Here is a 17,105-nt window from a genome sequence, read left to right as displayed (position 1 = left end):
CTTCCTTTCATTTGAAATCGAACGTGTATATAGAGAAGTTCGGCAAAAGCGCTAAATCTCCTTTTGACACGACAGACAAAAAAGTACCGGGGTAGTGGATCCCGGTACTTTGTGCGGTTCAAATGCCTTCTTTTTTCAATATGTGCTCCATCTGTTCAAACTCGTTCGTGATTGTCGTGCTTGGTGGCGGTGTCATCAAACTGACGACATAGATGGCAAGCGCCGACAAGAAGAACGCTGGAATCATCTCATACAGTTCACCGACGGTCCCGAACCAGTCGCTGGCGAAGTTCTTCCAGACGATGACGATAAATGCACCCGTCAACATGCCCGCGAGTGCGCCTTGGCGCGTCGTCCGCTTCCAAAACAAGCTGAACAAGATGAGCGGGCCGAACGAGGAACCAAAACCGGCCCAAGCGTAGCCGACGAGGTTCAAGATCGTATCATCGGCACCGAAGGCGAGCCAAATCGAGACGACCGAGACGAGAATGACGGTGATCCGGCCGACCATGACGAGTTCACGGTCACCTGCCTGTTTGCGGAAAAACTTTTGGTAAAAATCGGTCGTCGCCGCACTAGACGAGACGAGCAACTGCGACGAGATGGTCGACATGATCGCGGCAAGTAGTGCCGCGAGTAACACGCCCGTGATCAAGTCGACGAATAATAGGTCCGATAGATTTATGAAAATATTTTCTGGATTGTCGATCTCAAGTCCTTGCTGTGTGTAGTAGGCGAGACCGATCAATCCGGTCGCCATCGCCCCGACGACGGTGAAGAGCATCCACGAGATGCCGATCCGGCGGGCGGTCTTAATATCTTGTAATTTTTCGATGGCCATAAAGCGGACGATGATATGCGGTTGTCCGAAGTAACCGAGCCCCCAGGCGAATAGAGACACGATTCCGATGAACGATTGGCCCGTCCATGGATCGAGCAGCGCCGAATCGATATCATCGATTGTTTGGAGCGCGTTCGAGACGCCATCAGTCGCCGTGATCGCGATCGCCGGAACGAAAATGAGCGCGAACAACATGATCAGTCCTTGGACGAAGTCCGTCCAACTGACAGCGAGGAACCCGCCGATGAACGTATACAGGATGATGATCGACGCTAAAATCAAGACGCCCGTCACAAATTCGATGCCGAAGACGGCGTTGAACAACCGGCCCCCGGCCACGAAGCCGCTCGTCGCGTATAGTGTGAAGAAAATCAAGGTGACGGCGGCTGAGAACGTCCGCAGCGTGCCCCGAGAATCTTTGAACCGCTTCTCGAAAAAGTCTGGGATCGTGATCGCATCCTCCGACAAATATGAATACGTGCGTAAACGCGGGGCGACGAGGAGCCAGTTCAAGTAGGCGCCGATCGTCAACCCGATGACGATCCACCCACTCGAGAGGCCGGTCGCGAACATGGCGCCCGGCAAGCCCATGAGTAGCCAACCGCTCATGTCAGATGCCCCGGCCGACAAGGCGGCGACGCCGGGACCGAGCCCTCTTCCTCCGAGCATATAGTCGCCGATGCTCTCTGTCCGGCGATAGGCGACGACGCCAAGTACGACCATGAGCACCATGTAAATCGTGATGGAAACTAAAATTCCGTTCATGTAACAGCCCCCTCATTCAGTTGTGAAAACGTTCTCAAAATCTATATCTTATACCTTGACAAGATTTTGTCACAAAATTGAATCGGCTGCACGTTTATTTTTCATCATTGACTAAAATAACAAAAAATCATTTGGCGGGGCAGTTGATCAGATGGTCGTTGACGAGACCGGTCGCTTGCAGGTGGGCGTAAACGGTCGTCGGACCGAGAAATTTAAAGCCACGTCGTTTCAAGTCTGTGCTCAAGCGATGCGATAGCTCCGTCGTCGCCGGAACCTCTTCGACCGACGTCCAATCGTTATTGATGACGCTTCCGTCGACGAACGACCAGATGTACGCATCGAATGTACCGAACTCGTGCTGAATCTCGAGAAACCGTTTGGCGTTGTTGATCGATGCTTCAATCTTGCGGCGATTGCGGACGATTCCATCGTTTGACAGCAGCCGCTCGATGTCGACATCGGTATAGTCTGCGACGCGCGTGACATCGAAATCGGCATACGCGCGTCGATAGTTCTCACGCTTTCGTAAGATGGTGATCCAGCTGAGTCCTGCCTGCGCGCTCTCGAGCGTCAAACATTCGAAATGTTTCTTGTCATCGTGGACCGGTTGGCCCCACTCCTCGTCATGATATCGAACGTAGTCCGGGTCTGTGCCGCACCAAGGGCAGCGTGACGTCTCTTCCATGTTGCTTTCATCTCCTTTTCGTTGTCGATTCATTTTAGCACGTCAGAACGGTTGTCGATGTTCATTGACGGGTATAATACGTCATATTGGAGGTTGATGGATTTATGCGAGATTGGATGATCAGTATCATTGAACAGTACGGTTATTTCGGCATCGCGTTCATGATCTTTATCGAGAACGTGTTTCCGCCGATTCCGTCAGAAGTCGTCTTGCTGTTCGGTGGGTTCTTTGCGGTCAAAACAAACTTGATCGTCTGGGTCGTCGTCTTGGCGGCGACAGCGGGTGCCATTTTAGGAGCGGTCCTGTTGTATGGCATCGGATTATATTTAGACGTCGAACAAATCGAGCGGTGGACGAAGCGGCACGGGAAGTGGATCAGGCTCGATATCGAAGACGTCCGAAAAGCAGACGCTTGGTTTGACCGCTATGGCGGCTGGATGGTCTTTTTTGGTCGGCTCATGCCGGTCGTTCGGAGTTTGATCTCACTGCCGGCCGGTATGTCGAACATGCCGTTCTTCAAGTTTTTGCTGTTGAGCACGGCCGGAACGGTGATCTGGAATTCGATTCTGATTTATATTGGAATTCGGGTCGGGGAGAACTGGGAATCGATCTTAGGCTATCTCGACGTGTATTCATATGTGATGTACGCGCTTCTCGTCATCGCAATCATCGCTTTTGTCGTGTGGCGGAAGCGACGGAAACGGAAACAGTCGAACAAAGCGTCGTCGGTTTGATGGCGACTAAAAAACGGGTCCTCCTAAGAGGGCCCGTTATTTTTGGAGTTCAGGATGGTCGTTCAAAATCTGTTCGCGCAACTGCTTCATCTTCGTGATGATTTGCGAACGCGTCTCCCGGAACGCTTCGATCGGCTGACCGGAAGGGTCGTCGAGCCCCCAGTCATCCCGATATGTCGTCGGTACGTACGGACACTCGCCCCCGCAACCCATCGTGATCAAATAGTCGAGCCGGTCCGGGATATCGTCAAGCCGTTTCGGGTGTTGACCCGACGGATCAAGACCGATCTCCCGGACGGCCTCGAGCGCGAGCGGCTTTACTTCCGGATAATCTTCCGTGCCGGCTGAGTGGACGCGGGCGATATCTCCGAGCACATCGCGTCCGATCGTCTCTGCCATTTGAGAACGGCATGAGTTATGAATACATACAAATGCAACTTCAACCATGAGTTTTCAGTCTCCTTTATCGGTTTGGTCAGGTTTTCTATCAGTTTCCTCGGGCAAGACTCTTTTGAGCGTCTGCTCCGTCTTCGCCGCTAAACTTTCAGAGAAGCGGAACAAGACGATGCCAATGATGGCGGAAACGAAAATGTATAATCCGACGAACAAGTTGATGGCACCGTTCGAGAGGGCGGTGAACAGAATCGAGAACTCGCCTCGAGGTGCGAGCGAGAAACCGGCCTCGTTCGCTTGAACCCGCGTCAACCCGAACAGCCTGCCGCCGACACGGCCGACGATCCACTTCGACAGCACGCCCCAGACGATCAATACGAAGAAGAGCGTGTTGATGATCACTCCTTGCTCGAGGTTGATCGAGATTCCGAATGAGATGAAAAAAATCGGTAAGAACAAATCACGGACCGGTACGGTCAGACGTTTCAACGGTCTGACGTCGTGAATGCCGGCCAGCATGATTCCGGCGATGAACGCTCCGAGTATCTCCGATAACCCGAATATCATGCCGATGCCCGCGAAGAACAAAATCAAGCCGATCAAGCCGATGCTCGCATCGTCCTGACGTAGCATATGCTTCGCAATCTTCGGTTGTTTCGTGACGAAGCGTGAGCCGACAAACAACAAAACACCGAACACGAGGAAACCGACGAACACTTTGCCGATGTCAGAGAAAGCGATCGGTTCGTCTTGAATGATGAACGGAGCGACGGTCAAGATGAGTGGTGCGAAGATGTCTTCAAAGATGAGCAAGGCGAGCACGAATTCTTTAATGTCCTCGTGCTTGTCCGAATTTCGCTCGAGCAGTTTGGCAGAAATCGATGAGCTCGTCGCGTAAAGGACGGCCCCGATCAAGAAAGCTTGCGGAAAATCGAGCCCGAACAGCAAGGCGATGCCGATGGTGACACCGAACGCGAGCACGATGTCTAAAACGCCTGCTTTCCAGACTTGTTTCATCCGCTTGACGAGCTCTGTTAACGGGAACTTCAGTCCGAGCAAGAAAAATAATAGGATGATCCCAATCTCACCGGCGACCTTGAACACTTCGTTCCCATCCCAGAAGAAGCCGACGGCGACCCCGATCGCGATAAATGCCAATATACTCGGGAAGAAGAGTCGCTCGATGATAAGGCTAAGAACAGAGATGACGGTCAGTCCTAAACCGAGTAAAACGATAATATTCAATAGTTCCATACGTCACCCCTTTGTGACGAGTCGCCGTCCACAGCGACTAGTCTTGATTCCACTGGTACTCCATGCCGACCGATTCTGGCCGCGAATAGTCAAAACCGAAATGCTTGTACAGCCCGTCGGCCGGGATGTCGGCAATCAAGCTGATGATGGCAGTCTCGTCCGCTTCTTTCAAGATCCAGTCCATCAAATGTTCCATGATCAGCTTCCCGAGCCCAAGGCCTTGGCAATCCGGGTCGACGACGATATCGGCGAGATGGAATACCATCCCCCCGTCCCCGACGACGCGACCCATGCCGACCATCTCATCGTTTCTATATAGGCACACACCGAATAGCGTGTTGGCCAGTCCTTTTATCGTTCCTTTGTCTGAACGCTTTGGCATTCCGGCCTTGACCCTGAGCTGTTGATGTTGCTCCGGTGTCGGTGTTTCAATCCGTACCTCGACTTCATTTACCATAAGATGAGTCCCCCTCCACACAAGTTGTAATCGTTTTCCCGCTATATTGAATTCATAAACCTTGATTTCATAAAGCCTTTGTCCGAATAATGAAAGAAAATGGAAAGGGTGTGGCGGCCAAATGTTTGAGAACCAATCGATTTTGCCCGCGCTTCGTGATATGCGGGATGTAGAAATTTTTCTGGAAAGTGAATTCGCCATCGGCGTCTTGCTCGAGATCCACATATCGCGTCTCGATGCGGTCTTTCGGTTGCTTGAGACGAACGGTAAGCAGGTCTTCGTCCATCTCGATTTGATCCAAGGATTGAAGGCCGACGAGTTCGCGACCGAATATATTTGTCAGTCGTATAAACCGTACGGCATCATCTCGACGAAAGGGAATGTGATCCTAAAGGCGAAACAAAAACAAGTCAAGACCGTGCAACGCCTATTTTTGATCGATTCGAGCTCGCTCGAAAAAAGTTATCGGTTAATCAATCGGACGCAACCTGATTATATCGAGGTCTTGCCGGGGCTCGTCCCTAAATACATCCGGCTCGTCAAAGAACAGACGGGTATCCCCGTGTTCGCGGGCGGATTGATTACGTCGCTAGATGAAGTTGAGCAAGCACTCGCGGCCGGAGCGACGGTCGTGACGACGTCCGATCAAACGCTTTGGCGTGCGGCAGGACTTAAGTAAGCACATTCCGGGTAAATGATTTCGAGGAGGGATAGACGATGAAACAGACAATGGTCATTACAGGAGTCAGTCAAGGGATCGGTTACGCGCTCGCGCATCATTTTGCGGAGTCATATCACGTCATCGGACTCGACATCGGAGAGGATCCGTTGCTTCGCGATGTGACGTTCATGCAGATGGATTTAGGCAACCAAGAGGACGTGTCGAACACTTTCAAGAAGATTGGACAAGACTTCGGTGTCGTACATATCCTCATCAATAATGGGGGCGTGTCGTCACTTGAGACCCCGATCGAAGAGTTGGACGTCGAGACGTTTAAACACGTCATCGATGTCAACCTTGTCGGGACGTTTGCTTGTTCAAAAGCATTTTTGACGCTAAATGAAGGGGCGGAGTATGGACGCATCATCAATCTCGCCTCGACGCGTGCGCACCAAAACGAGCCGGACTGGGAAGCTTACGGAGCGTCAAAAGGCGGGATTGTCGCGTTGACCAATTCGATGGCCGTCTCGCTCGCAGCTCGACCGGTCACGGTGAACGCGATCAGCCCAGGTTGGATCCATACGTCCGACGACCCGTTGCGAGACGTCGACCACCGTCAACATCCGTCGGGCCGGGTCGGTACGACGACAGATATCGTCCGTGCCGTTACGTACTTGATCGATCCGATGAACGATTTCGTGAACGGACATAACCTCGTCGTCGATGGTGGAATGACAAAGAAAATGATTTACGAGTCTTGATGAAGTCTGCCGGTAGGACGATTACCCTATATTCTAAATGCGGATGTGAGTGATAAGTCCTAGTCATGGGTATAACAGGAAGGAGTGAGTAGACAAATTTGAAGGGGGAAACGTCGTGCACCAGCTGATCGAAGAGGCTTTGCGCTTTGCGGCCGTCCGTCATGACGGGCAGTTTCGCAAAGGGACGAACATTCCGTATGTGACCCACCCGGTCGCCGTCTCGATGTTGCTCGTCGAAGACCGGCAGCCGATTCCGGTCGTAGCGGCGGGACTGCTCCATGACTTACTAGAAGACACGCTGACGACGGCCGAGGAGATTGAACAGAAGTTCGGACGAGAAGTCGCCCGGTTAGTCCAAGCCGTCTCGGAACCGGGGAAGCATCACTCGTGGGAAGAACGTAAGCGGATGACGATTCAGAAAGTTCATACGCTCCAGTATGACGAAGTTGCGCTTCTAGCGGCAGACAAGTTACATAATCTGCGCTCGATCCGACTCGACATTGAGCGTGAAGGTAAGCAGGTGTGGGGACGGTTCAAGCGACCGCTTCGTGATCAGTCTTGGTACTATCATGAGCTGCTCCACGCACTTCAGCCTTTCAGTCAGACGACGAGTTTGATCGATGAATTTGAGATTGAGTTGAATTTGCTGTTCTACGGTGTCGAAGAAGACCGTGACGAGAAGTTGAACAAACTGTTCGATGTGATCGGGCATGGGTTCCACGAAGACGATTGGCTCCAAGAGTCGTCGACGCTTTGTCAAACTGCTTACGAGTTGAACGAGTCGATGCGGGAAGGCTATCGTCACGGCTCTGAAGCGGAAAGGCTTGAACTCGAAACGCTGAAAGATCAACTGCAAGACAGCGGTCTTAGACAAGACTTGTCAATTCCCGTCTTGCAAGCAATCAACGAATTATCTTACCGGGCTGCGCTCCGGTCTGAGGACGTCATCACGTTGTTGAAGTGAAATGATTGTCAAGTGACCTTGAACGTGTTATATTCGTCATGAACATGAGAAGGGGAGTAGCGACCACGAACGTGGTCGATGGGTCGTCATTACGGTGCGTATGCACTCGGTCCATCGAGCTTCTTACCAAGTCCGCAAGACCTTTTTATGGATGCGTTTTCGGCGTCCATAAAAAGGTCTTTTTGAATTCATGAAAAGGGGAGAAAAATCTACATGGTATTTATTTACTTTATTTTGGCTGCTGCGATTACAGTGTATGCTGCCATAAAATTATCGACGTACGCTGATGTCATCAGTGAGAAGTCAACGATGAGCGGGATGCTCGTCGGGACGGTCTTGCTTGCAGGTGCGACGTCACTTCCGGAAGTGACGACGAGCGTATCCGCCGTCTTGATCAATAACCCGGATATCGCGATCGGGAACATGCTCGGTTCGAACTTGTTCAACATCTTCATTTTGGCAATGTTCGATCTATTTTATCGTCAAAAGCGACTGTTCAATGACGCGAGTCGAGACCATCTATATACAGCCAGTCTCGGATTGATGTTGACGCTCGTCACGATGGTCGCGCTCATCGTCCGGATTGATTATACAGTACTAGGAATTGGCATTGACGCGATATTAATTGCCGTCTTGTATGCGATTGGGATTTATTATATCGGGAAGCGGCCTCAAGAGCCGACGGCCGAACGAGAAGTCGAACAAGAAGTCGGTGCGAGTGTCACGGATACGATTTCAGTGAAACAAGCCGGCGTCGGGTTCGTTATCGCGGCACTCGTCATCATGGCTGCCGGGACGGCGCTGTCGATCACGGGTGACCAGATCGCCGTCGTCACAGGGCTTGGCTCAAGCTTCGTCGGTAGTTTCTTGATTGCGGCGTCGACGTCGCTGCCTGAAGCGGTCGCGGTATTCGTCGCCTTGAAACTCGGTAACGTCAACTTGGCGTTCGGCTCGATCTTAGGGAGCAACATCTTCAACATGCTCATCATCGCCATGTCGGACGTATTTTATCAGAACGGGTCGATTTTAGCGGATGTGTCGGCATCACACTTGGTCACGGCGATCGGGATCACGATTCTGTCAATCTTGGTCATGTACAGCGTCCTTCGCAAAGACGTGACATCGAAAGTCAGATACGCCCTTCCTTCGATTCTCGTCGTCTTCGTCTACGCCGTTTCTTCATATCTCATCTTTACCGGATGAATCATCAGCTCGTCGATTTGACGTGATGGCGCAAAGCCATCACGTTTTTTTCTTGTCTCGGTATCACTTTCGTCTGACTGGGGTATAGGAGGAAAGAAGGAGGGGTGGCGATGCAAATGCATGCCGTGGAACGTTTAGACGACTATGTCGTATTAATACCGGCCTATAACCCTGATCAGGCGCTCGTCACGCTGGTCCGGGAGTTGAAGGACGAAGGGTTCGCCCATGTCATCGTCGTGAACGACGGCAGTGCCGATACGTGCCGCGTCGTGTTCGATGACGTAAAGGCGGACGTCTCCGCTCTGCTCGAGCATGAACAAAATGCCGGTAAAGGCGCAGCGCTAAAGACCGGGCTCCGCCACATCGTCGATGCGTACCCGGAGACGACCGGCGTGATCACCGTCGATGCGGACGGACAACATCTGCCGGCGGACGTCCGTAACCTGTACGATGAAGGGGTGAAGTGGCCGCATCATCTGATCATGGGCTGTCGTGATTTCTCGTCGCCTGCGATTCCGTTCCGGAGCCGGTTCGGCAATCAAATGACGAGATTTGTCATGTTGCTCGGCAGCGGTCTCCGTCTGAACGACACACAGACCGGACTGCGGGCGATTCCGCTCCGCTATGCCAAGCAACTGATCGATATTCCGGGCAACCGCTATGAGTTCGAGATGAACATGTTGACATTCACGAAACGATTGCAAGTACCGATCCATCAAACACCGATCGAAACGGTATACGTTGACGAGAACGCGTCCTCACATTTTCGTCCAGTCATCGATTCGATTCTCATTTATCGCATGTTTTTGGCCTATTCCTTATCATCAGTCGCTTCATTCTTAATGGACATCGGCGTCTACGCGTTGTTGATCTTCTTATTGAATCCATGGTTCGAATCAGTCCATGTCATCGTGGCGACGATTTTGGCGCGCATCGTGTCTTCGTTATTCAACTATTACGTCAATCGGAAAGTCGTCTTCAAATCGAAAGCGAAGCGCTCGATGTTGAAATACTTTGGGCTGGTCGCTGTGCAGATGGCGCTGTCGGCGAGTCTCGTCTACGTGTTGTTCCTGCTGTTCCGGGACGGCGAGGTCATCCTCAAGGTCGCCGTCGACAGTGTATTGTTCGTATTGAGTTACTACGTCCAAAAAAGATGGATCTTCAAACGCTAAAAGGCCCGACAGCTGTCGGGCCTTTCGTCAATACGCGAGCGTTCCAAGTTTGATCGACGTGTAGCGGTGCAACTCGCGCACGTCGGTGATCCCGGTCTTGATCATCATGTCGCGCATGAGCAGGGCGCAGACGCGGGCGTCCTCGGCGGCATCGTGGTGGATGAACGGGACGTTCAAATGCTCGGCCATCGTGTTCAACTTATGGTTCGGTAGCCCCGGGTAGAGCTTGCGGGACAACTTGACGGTACAGCCGTATTCAATCGTTGGGAAAGTGAACAAGTCGTACTTGGCGATCGCTTTACGGAGCGCACCCATGTCAAACGCGGCGTTATGGGCTATGACGACGTCGACGGCGTTCAGTGTCGGATAGAGCTGTTCGAGCACTTCGGGCAATGCCGGGGCGTCCCAGACGTCGCTCGGGCGAATCCCGTGGACGCGAATATTGCCTTGGTCAAAGTCTTCCTCAGGATTGACGAGCAATTGGTTCGTCTCGACGACTTCACCGTCTGTCAGTAGACTCCAACCGACAGAGCAGATGCTCCGACTGTCGCGATTGGCCGTCTCGACGTCGATTGCTAGAATAGAATGTGGCATAAAAGTTCCTCTCTTCGTTAAAAATCTGTACAAAAAAAGTCTAACACAAGGTTAGACTGTAAAGCGATCATGCGGCCGAGAGATGCCGACACGCCTCGGCGCAGCGCAAGCAAGCTTCAGAGCAGCGTTGGCAATGGTCGTACAAGTGACGCCCGCATTCGACGGCACACGTATCACACACTTGCGCGCAGAGCGCCCCGATCGGTCTTGTGAACGCCGAGTCGGTTTCGAGCGCGTTCAAGGTGAGTGTGGCGACTTCGGCACATTCTTTTGTCAACCGGATACATTCCGAGACCATCAGCAGGTCTTCTTCTTGTAAACATTTCGAGAAGCAATGGTTGCTCGCCCGTATACAGTCGATCACGGCCAAAATCGTCTCTTCGACAGAGGCTCGGTTCATTGGAAGTCCCCCTTAAGATAAATGATGTCTTACAATCATTACCCGGTTCGTGTCGACTTAAACCGAGGCGGGGACACAAAAAAGCCGGCCCACATCAGTGGACCGACTTAAGGAATGGAGCATAGCGGGCTCGAACCGCTGACCTCCACGCTGCCAGCGTGGCGCTCTCCCAGCTGAGCTAATGCCCCGTTGGAAATTATTATATCATTCTAATAAATGATTTGGCAATAAGAAAAACGAAAGAACTTTGAAAATCATTTTTTTGAAGTTTAATGGACGTTAGAGCTGGGAAAAATAGATAGGATGTTATATTAAGAAAGCAGGTGCAACGTATGGAGATGATTTTGCTAGCGCTACTGCCCGCACTCATGTGGGGGAGTATCCCGCTGATCGTATCTATTGTCGGCGGCAAGCCGATTCAACAATTGATCGGTACGACGATCGGCGCGATGGTGATGGCGGTTGTCATCGCGCTCGTCTTCAAGCCAGAGTTCACGACGCTCGCGATCGTGACTGGTTTCATATCAGGTGTGTTCTGGGCGCTTGGACAATACCTTCAGTTCCAGTCGTTCCAAATTTTAAGCGTCTCGAAAGCGATGCCGATCAGTACAGGGATGCAGCTTGTCGGGACATCACTGTTCGGGGTCATCGTCCTTGGGGACTGGAAGACATCGACCGAGCTATGGCTCGGCTTCTCGGCCCTCGTCTTGATCATCATTGGGGCCGTCATGACGTCATATCAACAAAATAAAGAATCCGACAGCAGTAGTGCTTTGAAAAAAGGGCTACTCGTGCTCCTCGTTTCGAGCATCGGTTACGTGACGTACGCCGTCCTGACCAACTACTTTGAAGTGGATGGCATCACCGCCATCCTACCGCAGTCACTCGGGATGTTCATCGCCGCGCTCTTGTTCAGCCTTCGTGAAAAAGATGTGAAAAAGTTTGATCCGAAAACGTTCAAGAACATTTTCGCCGGGCTTGCCTGGGGGATCGGGAACTTCGGGTTGTTCGTCTCGAGCGGAGAAGTCGGCATCGCGACGTCTTTCGCACTGTCTCAACTGAACGTCGTCGTCGCGACACTCGGTGGTATTTACTTGTTAAAAGAAGAAAAGACGTCGAAAGAACGCGTCTTCGTCTTTATGGGGATCGGTCTGATCGTGGTCGCTGGATTCATGCTCGGGCTCGCCAAGAGCTAAAAAAACGACGGGCATGAGGCCCGTCGTTGTCAGCTTGTCCACGTCTGGTCGATGAACTCGTCACGGCCAGATTGTTTCCGGTCCGCTTTATAGTGGGCCGGATTTTTTTTATGATAATCTTGATGATAGTCTTCGGCCGGGTAAAAGACGTCAGCCGGTAAGATTTTCGTCACGATCGGTTGTTTGAACTTTCCGCTCGCGGCGAGTTCGTCGCGACTCTGTTCTGCCGCCACGCGTTGCTCTTCCGTATGATAGAAGATGGCGGGCGCATATTGTTGCCCGCGGTCTTGGAACTGGCCGCCGTCGTCGGTCGGATCAGTCTGAATCCAATACAATTCGAGCAGGCGCTCATATGAGAATTGAGAAGGATCGAACGTGATCTCGACGACCTCGTAGTGACCACTCGTGCCTGTCTTGACGTCTTTATACGTCGGATTGTCGACGTGCCCGCCCGTATAACCGGATACGATGCCTTCGATGCCTGGCTGTTCCTCGAACGGTGTCACCATGCACCAAAAACAACCACCTGCGAATGTAGCTTTTTCCAAAATAAAATCCCCCTCATGTTCATTCCAAAAAAACGCCCATGTCATCGACATGAGCGTTTTGTCATATCGTCCAAGGCGATGCCTTGCTGGAAGTAGCACCTTGCCGAAGCAGGTTGCTGTGAAGTCGTAGAGCCAGGTCTCTCGTTCACTCAAGATATCGATATGTAGTTGGTGACAGCATCATATCATCTGTCTCGTTTAAACGTCAACGATTTGGTGTGCGCCGAAGTTGAAATAGCGTGGCACCAACAATCAAGATAATGAGGGCAATGGACGCAGGGAATGCCCACGGCAAATCATCCCCGAACAATTGTAGAAAGAACAGGGCGAACACGGACAGTAAAACAAGGATGTAAGAGCGGGACATGGCTACCTCCAATAACGTTTCTTCTAGTGTATCAAGTTGCACATCCAATGGCGATAAAAAGAAGGGGATTCGATGCATTCAGCGAATACCGAATAACATTGCCTATAAGGAGGGAACTAGATGCAAGACTTATTTGAACTAGACATCGAGACCGCACAGCGCGGCTATAAAGAAGGGACGTTCACGGCCCGGGACGTGACGGCCTACTATTTGACACGGATCGCTAGCTTGAACGATAAACTGAAAGCGGTCATCCAAGTGAACCCAGACGCACTGTTCGAGGCCGAGGCGGCCGAACGTGCCTACGGGCGCGGCGAGCGTTTACCGCTTCTTGGGATTCCCGTATTGATTAAAGACAACATTGAAACAGCAGGGCTCATGAAGACGACTGCCGGCGCCGTCGCGCTCGAGCACCATTTCGCCGGTCGCGACGCCGAGCTCGTCCGTCGGTTGAGGGAACAGGGGGCGGTCATCCTGGGCAAAGCCAATTTGTCGGAATGGGCCAACTTTTTGACAGAAGGGATGCCGAACGGATGGAGCGGCGTCGGGGGGCAGACGCTCAATCCGTATGGTGACAAGCTTGACGTCGGTGGGTCGAGCTCTGGTTCGGCGTCAGCCGTCGCTGCGAACTTGACGTTGCTCGCCGTCGGCAGCGAGACGAGCGGGTCGATCATCCACCCGAGCGTTCATAACAGCATCGTCGGCATCAAGCCGACGGTCGGTCTCATCAGCCGGAGCGGGATCATTCCGATCTCACGGTCGCAAGATACGGCCGGTCCGATGGCGCGGACGCTCCGCGACGCGGTGCTCGCACTAGAAGCGATGTGCGGGGAAGACGACTCGGACCCGGCGACGACACATCTACCGGCCGGTCCACCGTACCGGACGTGTCTCGACGAACGTCAAGCCGTCGGCATGCGTGTCGGTTTCGTGAAGGCTGAACTGTCGGATGAAGAACAGACGCTCTATCAAGCGGCGCTGGCGTTACTCAAAGCGAGCGGGGTCGAGCTCGTCGAAGTCGACCTGCCGTCAAACGACGGACTTGACCAAGGCGACGTCCTCTACCATGAGTTTAAGCTCGGGATCGAGGCGTATTTGGCGACGACAGCGCTCCCGTATGAAACGCTCGACGATTTGATGGACTGGAACAAGCGTCACCCGGAAACGGTCCCGCACGGACAAGTTACGTTCGAGAAAGCGAATCAGTTATCGGGTCGCTTGACCGAGTCGAGCTACCTCGAGCGACGCTTAGCCGACGTCCGGCAGGCGAAAACGGACGGTCTCGACCGTATATTGATGGAACAAACGCTTCACGCCCTGGCGTTGCCACACGACTTGAATTACGATATGGCGGCGAAAGCGGGCCATCCGACGATCACGATCCCATACAAGCTCAAACAGAGCGGGGCACCTTTCGGGCTGTCATTCACGGGTACGAGCTATGCGGAACGAGACCTCATCCGTATCGCCTACGCGTTCGAACGCCACGTGACGCGTCCGATCCCGCCTATGTAAGAACGTTGCACCTGTCGCTCACGTCCGCTACAATGGTACGTATGCGGATTGAAGAAAGGACAGATTACAATGAAATCATCTATATATGGGCTGACGTTTGATCAGCTGTCGGACGCTTGCGTATCTTGGGGATACAGTGCCTACCACGCTAGACAAATATGGGACTCGCTTTACATCGACCGTGTCAGACGGCTCGACGAGATCGCGGTTCGTCCCGAAGTGCGCGAACAGCTTGAGGCGAACTATGCGCTGACGACACAAGAACTGTTCGTCAAACAAGAAGCGGGTGACGGCACGGTCAAATTCTTACTTAAACTGCACGACGGGCATTATATCGAAACGGTGCTCATGCGCCATAAGTATGGACGTTCCGTCTGTGTGACGACACAAGTCGGTTGCAACATCGGCTGTAGTTTCTGTGCGAGCGGTCTCTTGAAAAAAACACGCGACTTGACGGCTGGCGAAGTCGTCGAACAAATCATGACCGTTCAACACTATTTAGACGAGGTCGGTGAGGATGACCGCGTCAGCCACATCGTCGTCATGGGCATCGGGGAGCCGTTCGATAACTTTGATAACTTGGTCGACTTCCTCCGTGTCGTCAAAGACGAACGCGGTCTCGCCATCGCTCCTCGTAAAATCAACGTCTCGACGAGTGGGCTCGCCGACAAGATCTACAAGTTCGCCGACCTTGACCTGCGCATCAACTTGGCCCTCTCGCTGCACGCGCCGAACGATGCGCTGCGGACGAGAATCATGAAGATTAACCGGGCGTTCCCGCTCGATAAACTGATGCCGGCGATCCGCTACTACGTCGAGAAGACGAATAAACGGATCACGTTCGAGTACATCTTGCTCTCGAAAGTGAACGATTTGCCGGAACATGCCGAAGAACTCGCGGCGTTGATCGATGACATCAAAGACAAGTCTTACGTCAACTTGATCCCATACAACCCGGTCAACGAGCACATCCAGTACGAGCGGAGTACGACCGAGGACATCATGGCGTTTTACGACGTCTTGAAAAAACGGGGCATCAATACGGGCGTGCGTCTCGAGCACGGTACCGATATCGATGCGGCGTGCGGCCAATTACGTAGTAAACAAATGAACGTCGAAGGCGCCAAATAAACGAGCGCTCCGAATCGAAACCGATTCGGAGCGTTTTTATCGTGCCCGGGCGTATAATGCGTCAGACGAGAAATATCTTTAAACATTTTTGTGAATGATGAATAGTCCTTACCCCCTCAGGGAATAGTCTTTTGATATCAAAGCAGAGAGTGGAGGCAATTCAATGGAGACAGTAAACGCTACGTTATGGATTCGAGTCAGAAACACGCTCGGGGAAGGGCCTTGCTGGGACGCTGAACTGAAGCGGTTCTACTGGGTCGATATCGAAGGGCACGCGCTCTGGTGGTACGATGAGAAAGAAGATGAATTATCTTCGTTTGATATGGGACAGCAGGTCGGGTTTGTCGTCCCTAAAGTGACCGACGGCGTGATCGTCGGATTGAAGGATGGTATCTATGAGTGGGATGAAACGTCGAAACAACTCGATAAACTCGTCGAACTTGATGACCCGGAGGGTGTCCTTCGCTTCAACGATGGGAAGGCCGACCCGTACGGTCGTGTCTTCGCCGGGACGCTCCACTTAAAAGACGAGTCTGAGCAGGCGACGTTGTTCCGCTTGAACCGCGACGGCACGACCGAGGTCATGTTGAGCGGATTGACGTTATCGAACGGGTTGACGTGGTCACCTGACCATACGTCGTTTTACCATATCGATACGCCGACCGAGACGGTTCGCAAGTTCCCGTTCGATTTGAAAACGGGCACGCTCGGGGAAGGTGAGGTCGTCATTGATTTCAAGAATGAGGAAGGGTTCCCGGACGGCATGACGTCGGATGAAGACGGCTTTTTATGGATTGCCCACTTTGCAGGCGGGCGCGTCACGCGGTGGAATCCGGAGACGGGTGAAAAAGTGCTTGAAGTCATCGTCCCGGCGCCGAACGTCACGTCGTGTAGTTTTATCGGGGATGACTTAAAGCAATTGGCAATCACGACGGCACGGGAAGGCATGGACGACGAGGCGCTCGCCGCTCATCCGGATGCGGGTTCGGTCTTCAAGATCGATACGGACGTGAAAGGGATGCCACTTTATCGGTTTGGACGTTAAGGAGGGACGGCTATGGTGAAGCGATTGCTCGTGCGAGCGGGAATCGGATTGGCACTAGCGGCGGTGGCTCGGGTCGGGATTCAAAAGATATTGGACGACCGGGCCCGGAAAGAAGACCATACGTATCTTGAACCAAAGTGGGACGAGACGCCGAGTGTGGATGCCGATAAGGATGATGACGAGGTCGGATTGACGCAACTCGATTCGATTTACCGGGCCGAGTGGCAGGCGAACACGTATCCTCGCTCCGAGGCGGAACGGAAAGCGTTAGAAGAATAACCGGTACGAAGAATAATCTGTACCCAATGTAAAGGACATATGAAAAAAAACTTATGCGACTTGAAGAAGATGATTCCTGTACTGTACAGGAGTCATCTTTTTCATGTTCCATTGGTAACGATGGTGATTGTAGTAGCTAA

The 17,105-nt window shown here is 52.5% G+C and carries 21 protein-coding genes, 1 tRNA gene and 1 riboswitch; of the genes, 11 read left to right on the top strand and 11 right to left on the bottom strand.

From position 1 onward, the window contains the following. Positions 1–118 precede the first annotated feature (118 nt). Both putP and EVJ24_RS03535 read right to left on the bottom strand, forming a co-directional pair. Positions 119–1,606, bottom strand: a complete 1,488-nt coding sequence (gene putP / locus EVJ24_RS03540; protein WP_131439685.1) for a sodium/proline symporter PutP — start codon at positions 1,604–1,606, stop codon at positions 119–121. A gap of 127 nt (positions 1,607–1,733) precedes the next feature. After that, the gene (locus tag EVJ24_RS03535) at positions 1,734–2,291 is read right to left on the bottom strand and encodes a DNA-3-methyladenine glycosylase I (RefSeq protein ID WP_131439683.1); all 558 of its coding nucleotides are present in this window, start codon (positions 2,289–2,291) and stop codon (positions 1,734–1,736) included. Positions 2,292–2,395: 104 nt separating this feature from the next. On the opposite strand from EVJ24_RS03535, the gene EVJ24_RS03530 reads away from it, so the two are divergent. Further along, complete coding sequence (locus EVJ24_RS03530; RefSeq protein ID WP_131439681.1) at positions 2,396–3,025, top strand: DedA family protein; 630 nt, start codon at positions 2,396–2,398, stop codon at positions 3,023–3,025. Between the two features lie 36 nt (positions 3,026–3,061). On the opposite strand, the gene EVJ24_RS03525 is transcribed toward EVJ24_RS03530, so the two are convergent. Genes EVJ24_RS03525 through EVJ24_RS03515 form a run of 3 tightly spaced genes read right to left on the bottom strand, consistent with a single transcriptional unit; the run spans position 3,062 to position 5,129 of the window. Continuing rightward, positions 3,062–3,472, bottom strand: coding sequence for an arsenate reductase ArsC (locus tag EVJ24_RS03525; RefSeq protein ID WP_131439679.1), 411 nt, complete (start codon positions 3,470–3,472; stop codon positions 3,062–3,064). A gap of 6 nt (positions 3,473–3,478) precedes the next feature. Next, a complete protein-coding gene (locus tag EVJ24_RS03520) occupies positions 3,479–4,672 on the bottom strand; it encodes a cation:proton antiporter (RefSeq protein ID WP_131439677.1) in 1,194 nt (397 codons plus the stop codon). Between the two features lie 37 nt (positions 4,673–4,709). Continuing rightward, the gene (locus EVJ24_RS03515; protein ID WP_070327182.1) at positions 4,710–5,129 is read right to left on the bottom strand and encodes a GNAT family N-acetyltransferase; all 420 of its coding nucleotides are present in this window, start codon (positions 5,127–5,129) and stop codon (positions 4,710–4,712) included. A gap of 121 nt (positions 5,130–5,250) precedes the next feature. Between EVJ24_RS03515 and EVJ24_RS03510 the strand changes: the two genes are divergently transcribed. The 5 genes from EVJ24_RS03510 (at position 5,251) to EVJ24_RS03490 (ending at position 9,890) form a co-directional block, all read left to right on the top strand. Beyond that, entirely contained in the window at positions 5,251–5,808 is a 558-nt protein-coding gene (locus EVJ24_RS03510; protein WP_131439675.1) for a glycerol-3-phosphate responsive antiterminator, read from the top strand. A 38-nt stretch (positions 5,809–5,846) separates the two neighbouring features. After that, positions 5,847–6,551 (top strand): SDR family NAD(P)-dependent oxidoreductase, encoded by a 705-nt coding sequence (locus tag EVJ24_RS03505; RefSeq protein WP_131439673.1) that lies wholly within the window; start codon positions 5,847–5,849, stop codon positions 6,549–6,551. 115 nt (positions 6,552–6,666) lie between these two features. Further along, the gene (locus EVJ24_RS03500) at positions 6,667–7,515 is read left to right on the top strand and encodes an HD domain-containing protein (protein ID WP_131439671.1); all 849 of its coding nucleotides are present in this window, start codon (positions 6,667–6,669) and stop codon (positions 7,513–7,515) included. Positions 7,516–7,728: 213 nt separating this feature from the next. Continuing rightward, positions 7,729–8,718 (top strand): sodium:calcium antiporter, encoded by a 990-nt coding sequence (locus tag EVJ24_RS03495; RefSeq protein WP_131439669.1) that lies wholly within the window; start codon positions 7,729–7,731, stop codon positions 8,716–8,718. A gap of 110 nt (positions 8,719–8,828) precedes the next feature. Then, the gene (locus EVJ24_RS03490) at positions 8,829–9,890 is read left to right on the top strand and encodes a bifunctional glycosyltransferase family 2/GtrA family protein (RefSeq protein ID WP_131439667.1); all 1,062 of its coding nucleotides are present in this window, start codon (positions 8,829–8,831) and stop codon (positions 9,888–9,890) included. Between the two features lie 27 nt (positions 9,891–9,917). Here EVJ24_RS03490 and EVJ24_RS03485 read toward each other — a convergent pair whose 3' ends face one another. The 3 genes from EVJ24_RS03485 to EVJ24_RS03475 all read right to left on the bottom strand — a co-directional run bounded on the left by EVJ24_RS03485 (position 9,918) and on the right by EVJ24_RS03475 (position 11,072). Continuing rightward, positions 9,918–10,484 (bottom strand): 3'-5' exonuclease, encoded by a 567-nt coding sequence (locus tag EVJ24_RS03485; protein ID WP_131439665.1) that lies wholly within the window; start codon positions 10,482–10,484, stop codon positions 9,918–9,920. Between the two features lie 67 nt (positions 10,485–10,551). Next, positions 10,552–10,884: a four-helix bundle copper-binding protein gene (locus tag EVJ24_RS03480; RefSeq protein ID WP_131439663.1), complete on the bottom strand. Its 333-nt coding sequence runs from the start codon at positions 10,882–10,884 to the stop codon at positions 10,552–10,554. Between the two features lie 115 nt (positions 10,885–10,999). After that, positions 11,000–11,072: transfer RNA gene (locus tag EVJ24_RS03475), tRNA-Ala, on the bottom strand. Between the two features lie 144 nt (positions 11,073–11,216). On the opposite strand from EVJ24_RS03475, the gene EVJ24_RS03470 reads away from it, so the two are divergent. After that, complete coding sequence (locus EVJ24_RS03470) at positions 11,217–12,080, top strand: GRP family sugar transporter (protein WP_070327190.1); 864 nt, start codon at positions 11,217–11,219, stop codon at positions 12,078–12,080. Between the two features lie 29 nt (positions 12,081–12,109). Here EVJ24_RS03470 and msrA read toward each other — a convergent pair whose 3' ends face one another. Together msrA and EVJ24_RS15430 are read right to left on the bottom strand one after the other, a co-directional pair. Continuing rightward, complete coding sequence (msrA, locus tag EVJ24_RS03465) at positions 12,110–12,628, bottom strand: peptide-methionine (S)-S-oxide reductase MsrA (protein WP_131439661.1); 519 nt, start codon at positions 12,626–12,628, stop codon at positions 12,110–12,112. 61 nt (positions 12,629–12,689) lie between these two features. Beyond that, positions 12,690–12,789, bottom strand: a riboswitch (SAM riboswitch). Between the two features lie 44 nt (positions 12,790–12,833). Then, the gene (locus EVJ24_RS15430; protein ID WP_173647367.1) at positions 12,834–12,995 is read right to left on the bottom strand and encodes a hypothetical protein; all 162 of its coding nucleotides are present in this window, start codon (positions 12,993–12,995) and stop codon (positions 12,834–12,836) included. A gap of 120 nt (positions 12,996–13,115) precedes the next feature. Between EVJ24_RS15430 and EVJ24_RS03460 the strand changes: the two genes are divergently transcribed. The 4 genes from EVJ24_RS03460 to EVJ24_RS03445 all read left to right on the top strand — a co-directional run bounded on the left by EVJ24_RS03460 (position 13,116) and on the right by EVJ24_RS03445 (position 16,965). Beyond that, the gene (locus EVJ24_RS03460) at positions 13,116–14,510 is read left to right on the top strand and encodes an amidase family protein (protein ID WP_131439659.1); all 1,395 of its coding nucleotides are present in this window, start codon (positions 13,116–13,118) and stop codon (positions 14,508–14,510) included. A gap of 69 nt (positions 14,511–14,579) precedes the next feature. Then, positions 14,580–15,641: a 23S rRNA (adenine(2503)-C(2))-methyltransferase RlmN gene (gene rlmN / locus EVJ24_RS03455; RefSeq protein WP_016509033.1), complete on the top strand. Its 1,062-nt coding sequence runs from the start codon at positions 14,580–14,582 to the stop codon at positions 15,639–15,641. 163 nt (positions 15,642–15,804) lie between these two features. Beyond that, positions 15,805–16,686 carry an SMP-30/gluconolactonase/LRE family protein gene (locus EVJ24_RS03450; RefSeq protein WP_131439657.1) on the top strand — a complete coding sequence of 294 codons (882 nt, stop codon included), beginning with the start codon at positions 15,805–15,807 and terminating at the stop codon, positions 16,684–16,686. Between the two features lie 12 nt (positions 16,687–16,698). Then, complete coding sequence (locus EVJ24_RS03445; RefSeq protein WP_016509018.1) at positions 16,699–16,965, top strand: hypothetical protein; 267 nt, start codon at positions 16,699–16,701, stop codon at positions 16,963–16,965. A 51-nt stretch (positions 16,966–17,016) separates the two neighbouring features. Here EVJ24_RS03445 and EVJ24_RS03440 read toward each other — a convergent pair. Further along, positions 17,017–17,105 (bottom strand): IS3 family transposase (locus tag EVJ24_RS03440; protein WP_145984890.1); only part of this gene is annotated, 89 nt, incomplete at its 5' end.

Source organism: Exiguobacterium sp. SH1S21, assembly GCF_004337175.1.
Lineage (GTDB): Bacteria > Bacillota > Bacilli > Exiguobacteriales > Exiguobacteriaceae > Exiguobacterium > Exiguobacterium aurantiacum_A.
This window is presented reverse-complemented; position numbering and strand designations above follow the sequence as displayed.

Excerpts from the sequence above, each read along its gene's own strand:
- EVJ24_RS03505 (WP_131439673.1), top strand. The coding sequence starts at position 5,847 with ATGAAACAGACAATGGTCATTACAGGAGTCAGTCAAGGGATCGGTTAC.
- EVJ24_RS03525 (WP_131439679.1), bottom strand. The coding sequence starts at position 3,472 with ATGGTTGAAGTTGCATTTGTATGTATTCATAACTCATGCCGTTCTCAA.
- rlmN (WP_016509033.1), top strand. The coding sequence starts at position 14,580 with ATGAAATCATCTATATATGGGCTGACGTTTGATCAGCTGTCGGACGCT.
- EVJ24_RS03495 (WP_131439669.1), top strand. The coding sequence starts at position 7,729 with ATGGTATTTATTTACTTTATTTTGGCTGCTGCGATTACAGTGTATGCT.
- EVJ24_RS03460 (WP_131439659.1), top strand. The coding sequence starts at position 13,116 with ATGCAAGACTTATTTGAACTAGACATCGAGACCGCACAGCGCGGCTAT.
- EVJ24_RS03450 (WP_131439657.1), top strand. The coding sequence starts at position 15,805 with ATGGAGACAGTAAACGCTACGTTATGGATTCGAGTCAGAAACACGCTC.
- EVJ24_RS03485 (WP_131439665.1), bottom strand. The coding sequence starts at position 10,484 with ATGCCACATTCTATTCTAGCAATCGACGTCGAGACGGCCAATCGCGAC.
- EVJ24_RS15430 (WP_173647367.1), bottom strand. The coding sequence starts at position 12,995 with ATGTCCCGCTCTTACATCCTTGTTTTACTGTCCGTGTTCGCCCTGTTC.
- EVJ24_RS03480 (WP_131439663.1), bottom strand. The coding sequence starts at position 10,884 with ATGAACCGAGCCTCTGTCGAAGAGACGATTTTGGCCGTGATCGACTGT.
- EVJ24_RS03445 (WP_016509018.1), top strand. The coding sequence starts at position 16,699 with ATGGTGAAGCGATTGCTCGTGCGAGCGGGAATCGGATTGGCACTAGCG.
- EVJ24_RS03490 (WP_131439667.1), top strand. The coding sequence starts at position 8,829 with ATGCAAATGCATGCCGTGGAACGTTTAGACGACTATGTCGTATTAATA.
- EVJ24_RS03470 (WP_070327190.1), top strand. The coding sequence starts at position 11,217 with ATGGAGATGATTTTGCTAGCGCTACTGCCCGCACTCATGTGGGGGAGT.
- EVJ24_RS03530 (WP_131439681.1), top strand. The coding sequence starts at position 2,396 with ATGCGAGATTGGATGATCAGTATCATTGAACAGTACGGTTATTTCGGC.
- putP (WP_131439685.1), bottom strand. The coding sequence starts at position 1,606 with ATGAACGGAATTTTAGTTTCCATCACGATTTACATGGTGCTCATGGTC.
- EVJ24_RS03535 (WP_131439683.1), bottom strand. The coding sequence starts at position 2,291 with ATGGAAGAGACGTCACGCTGCCCTTGGTGCGGCACAGACCCGGACTAC.
- EVJ24_RS03515 (WP_070327182.1), bottom strand. The coding sequence starts at position 5,129 with ATGGTAAATGAAGTCGAGGTACGGATTGAAACACCGACACCGGAGCAA.
- EVJ24_RS03510 (WP_131439675.1), top strand. The coding sequence starts at position 5,251 with ATGTTTGAGAACCAATCGATTTTGCCCGCGCTTCGTGATATGCGGGAT.
- EVJ24_RS03520 (WP_131439677.1), bottom strand. The coding sequence starts at position 4,672 with ATGGAACTATTGAATATTATCGTTTTACTCGGTTTAGGACTGACCGTC.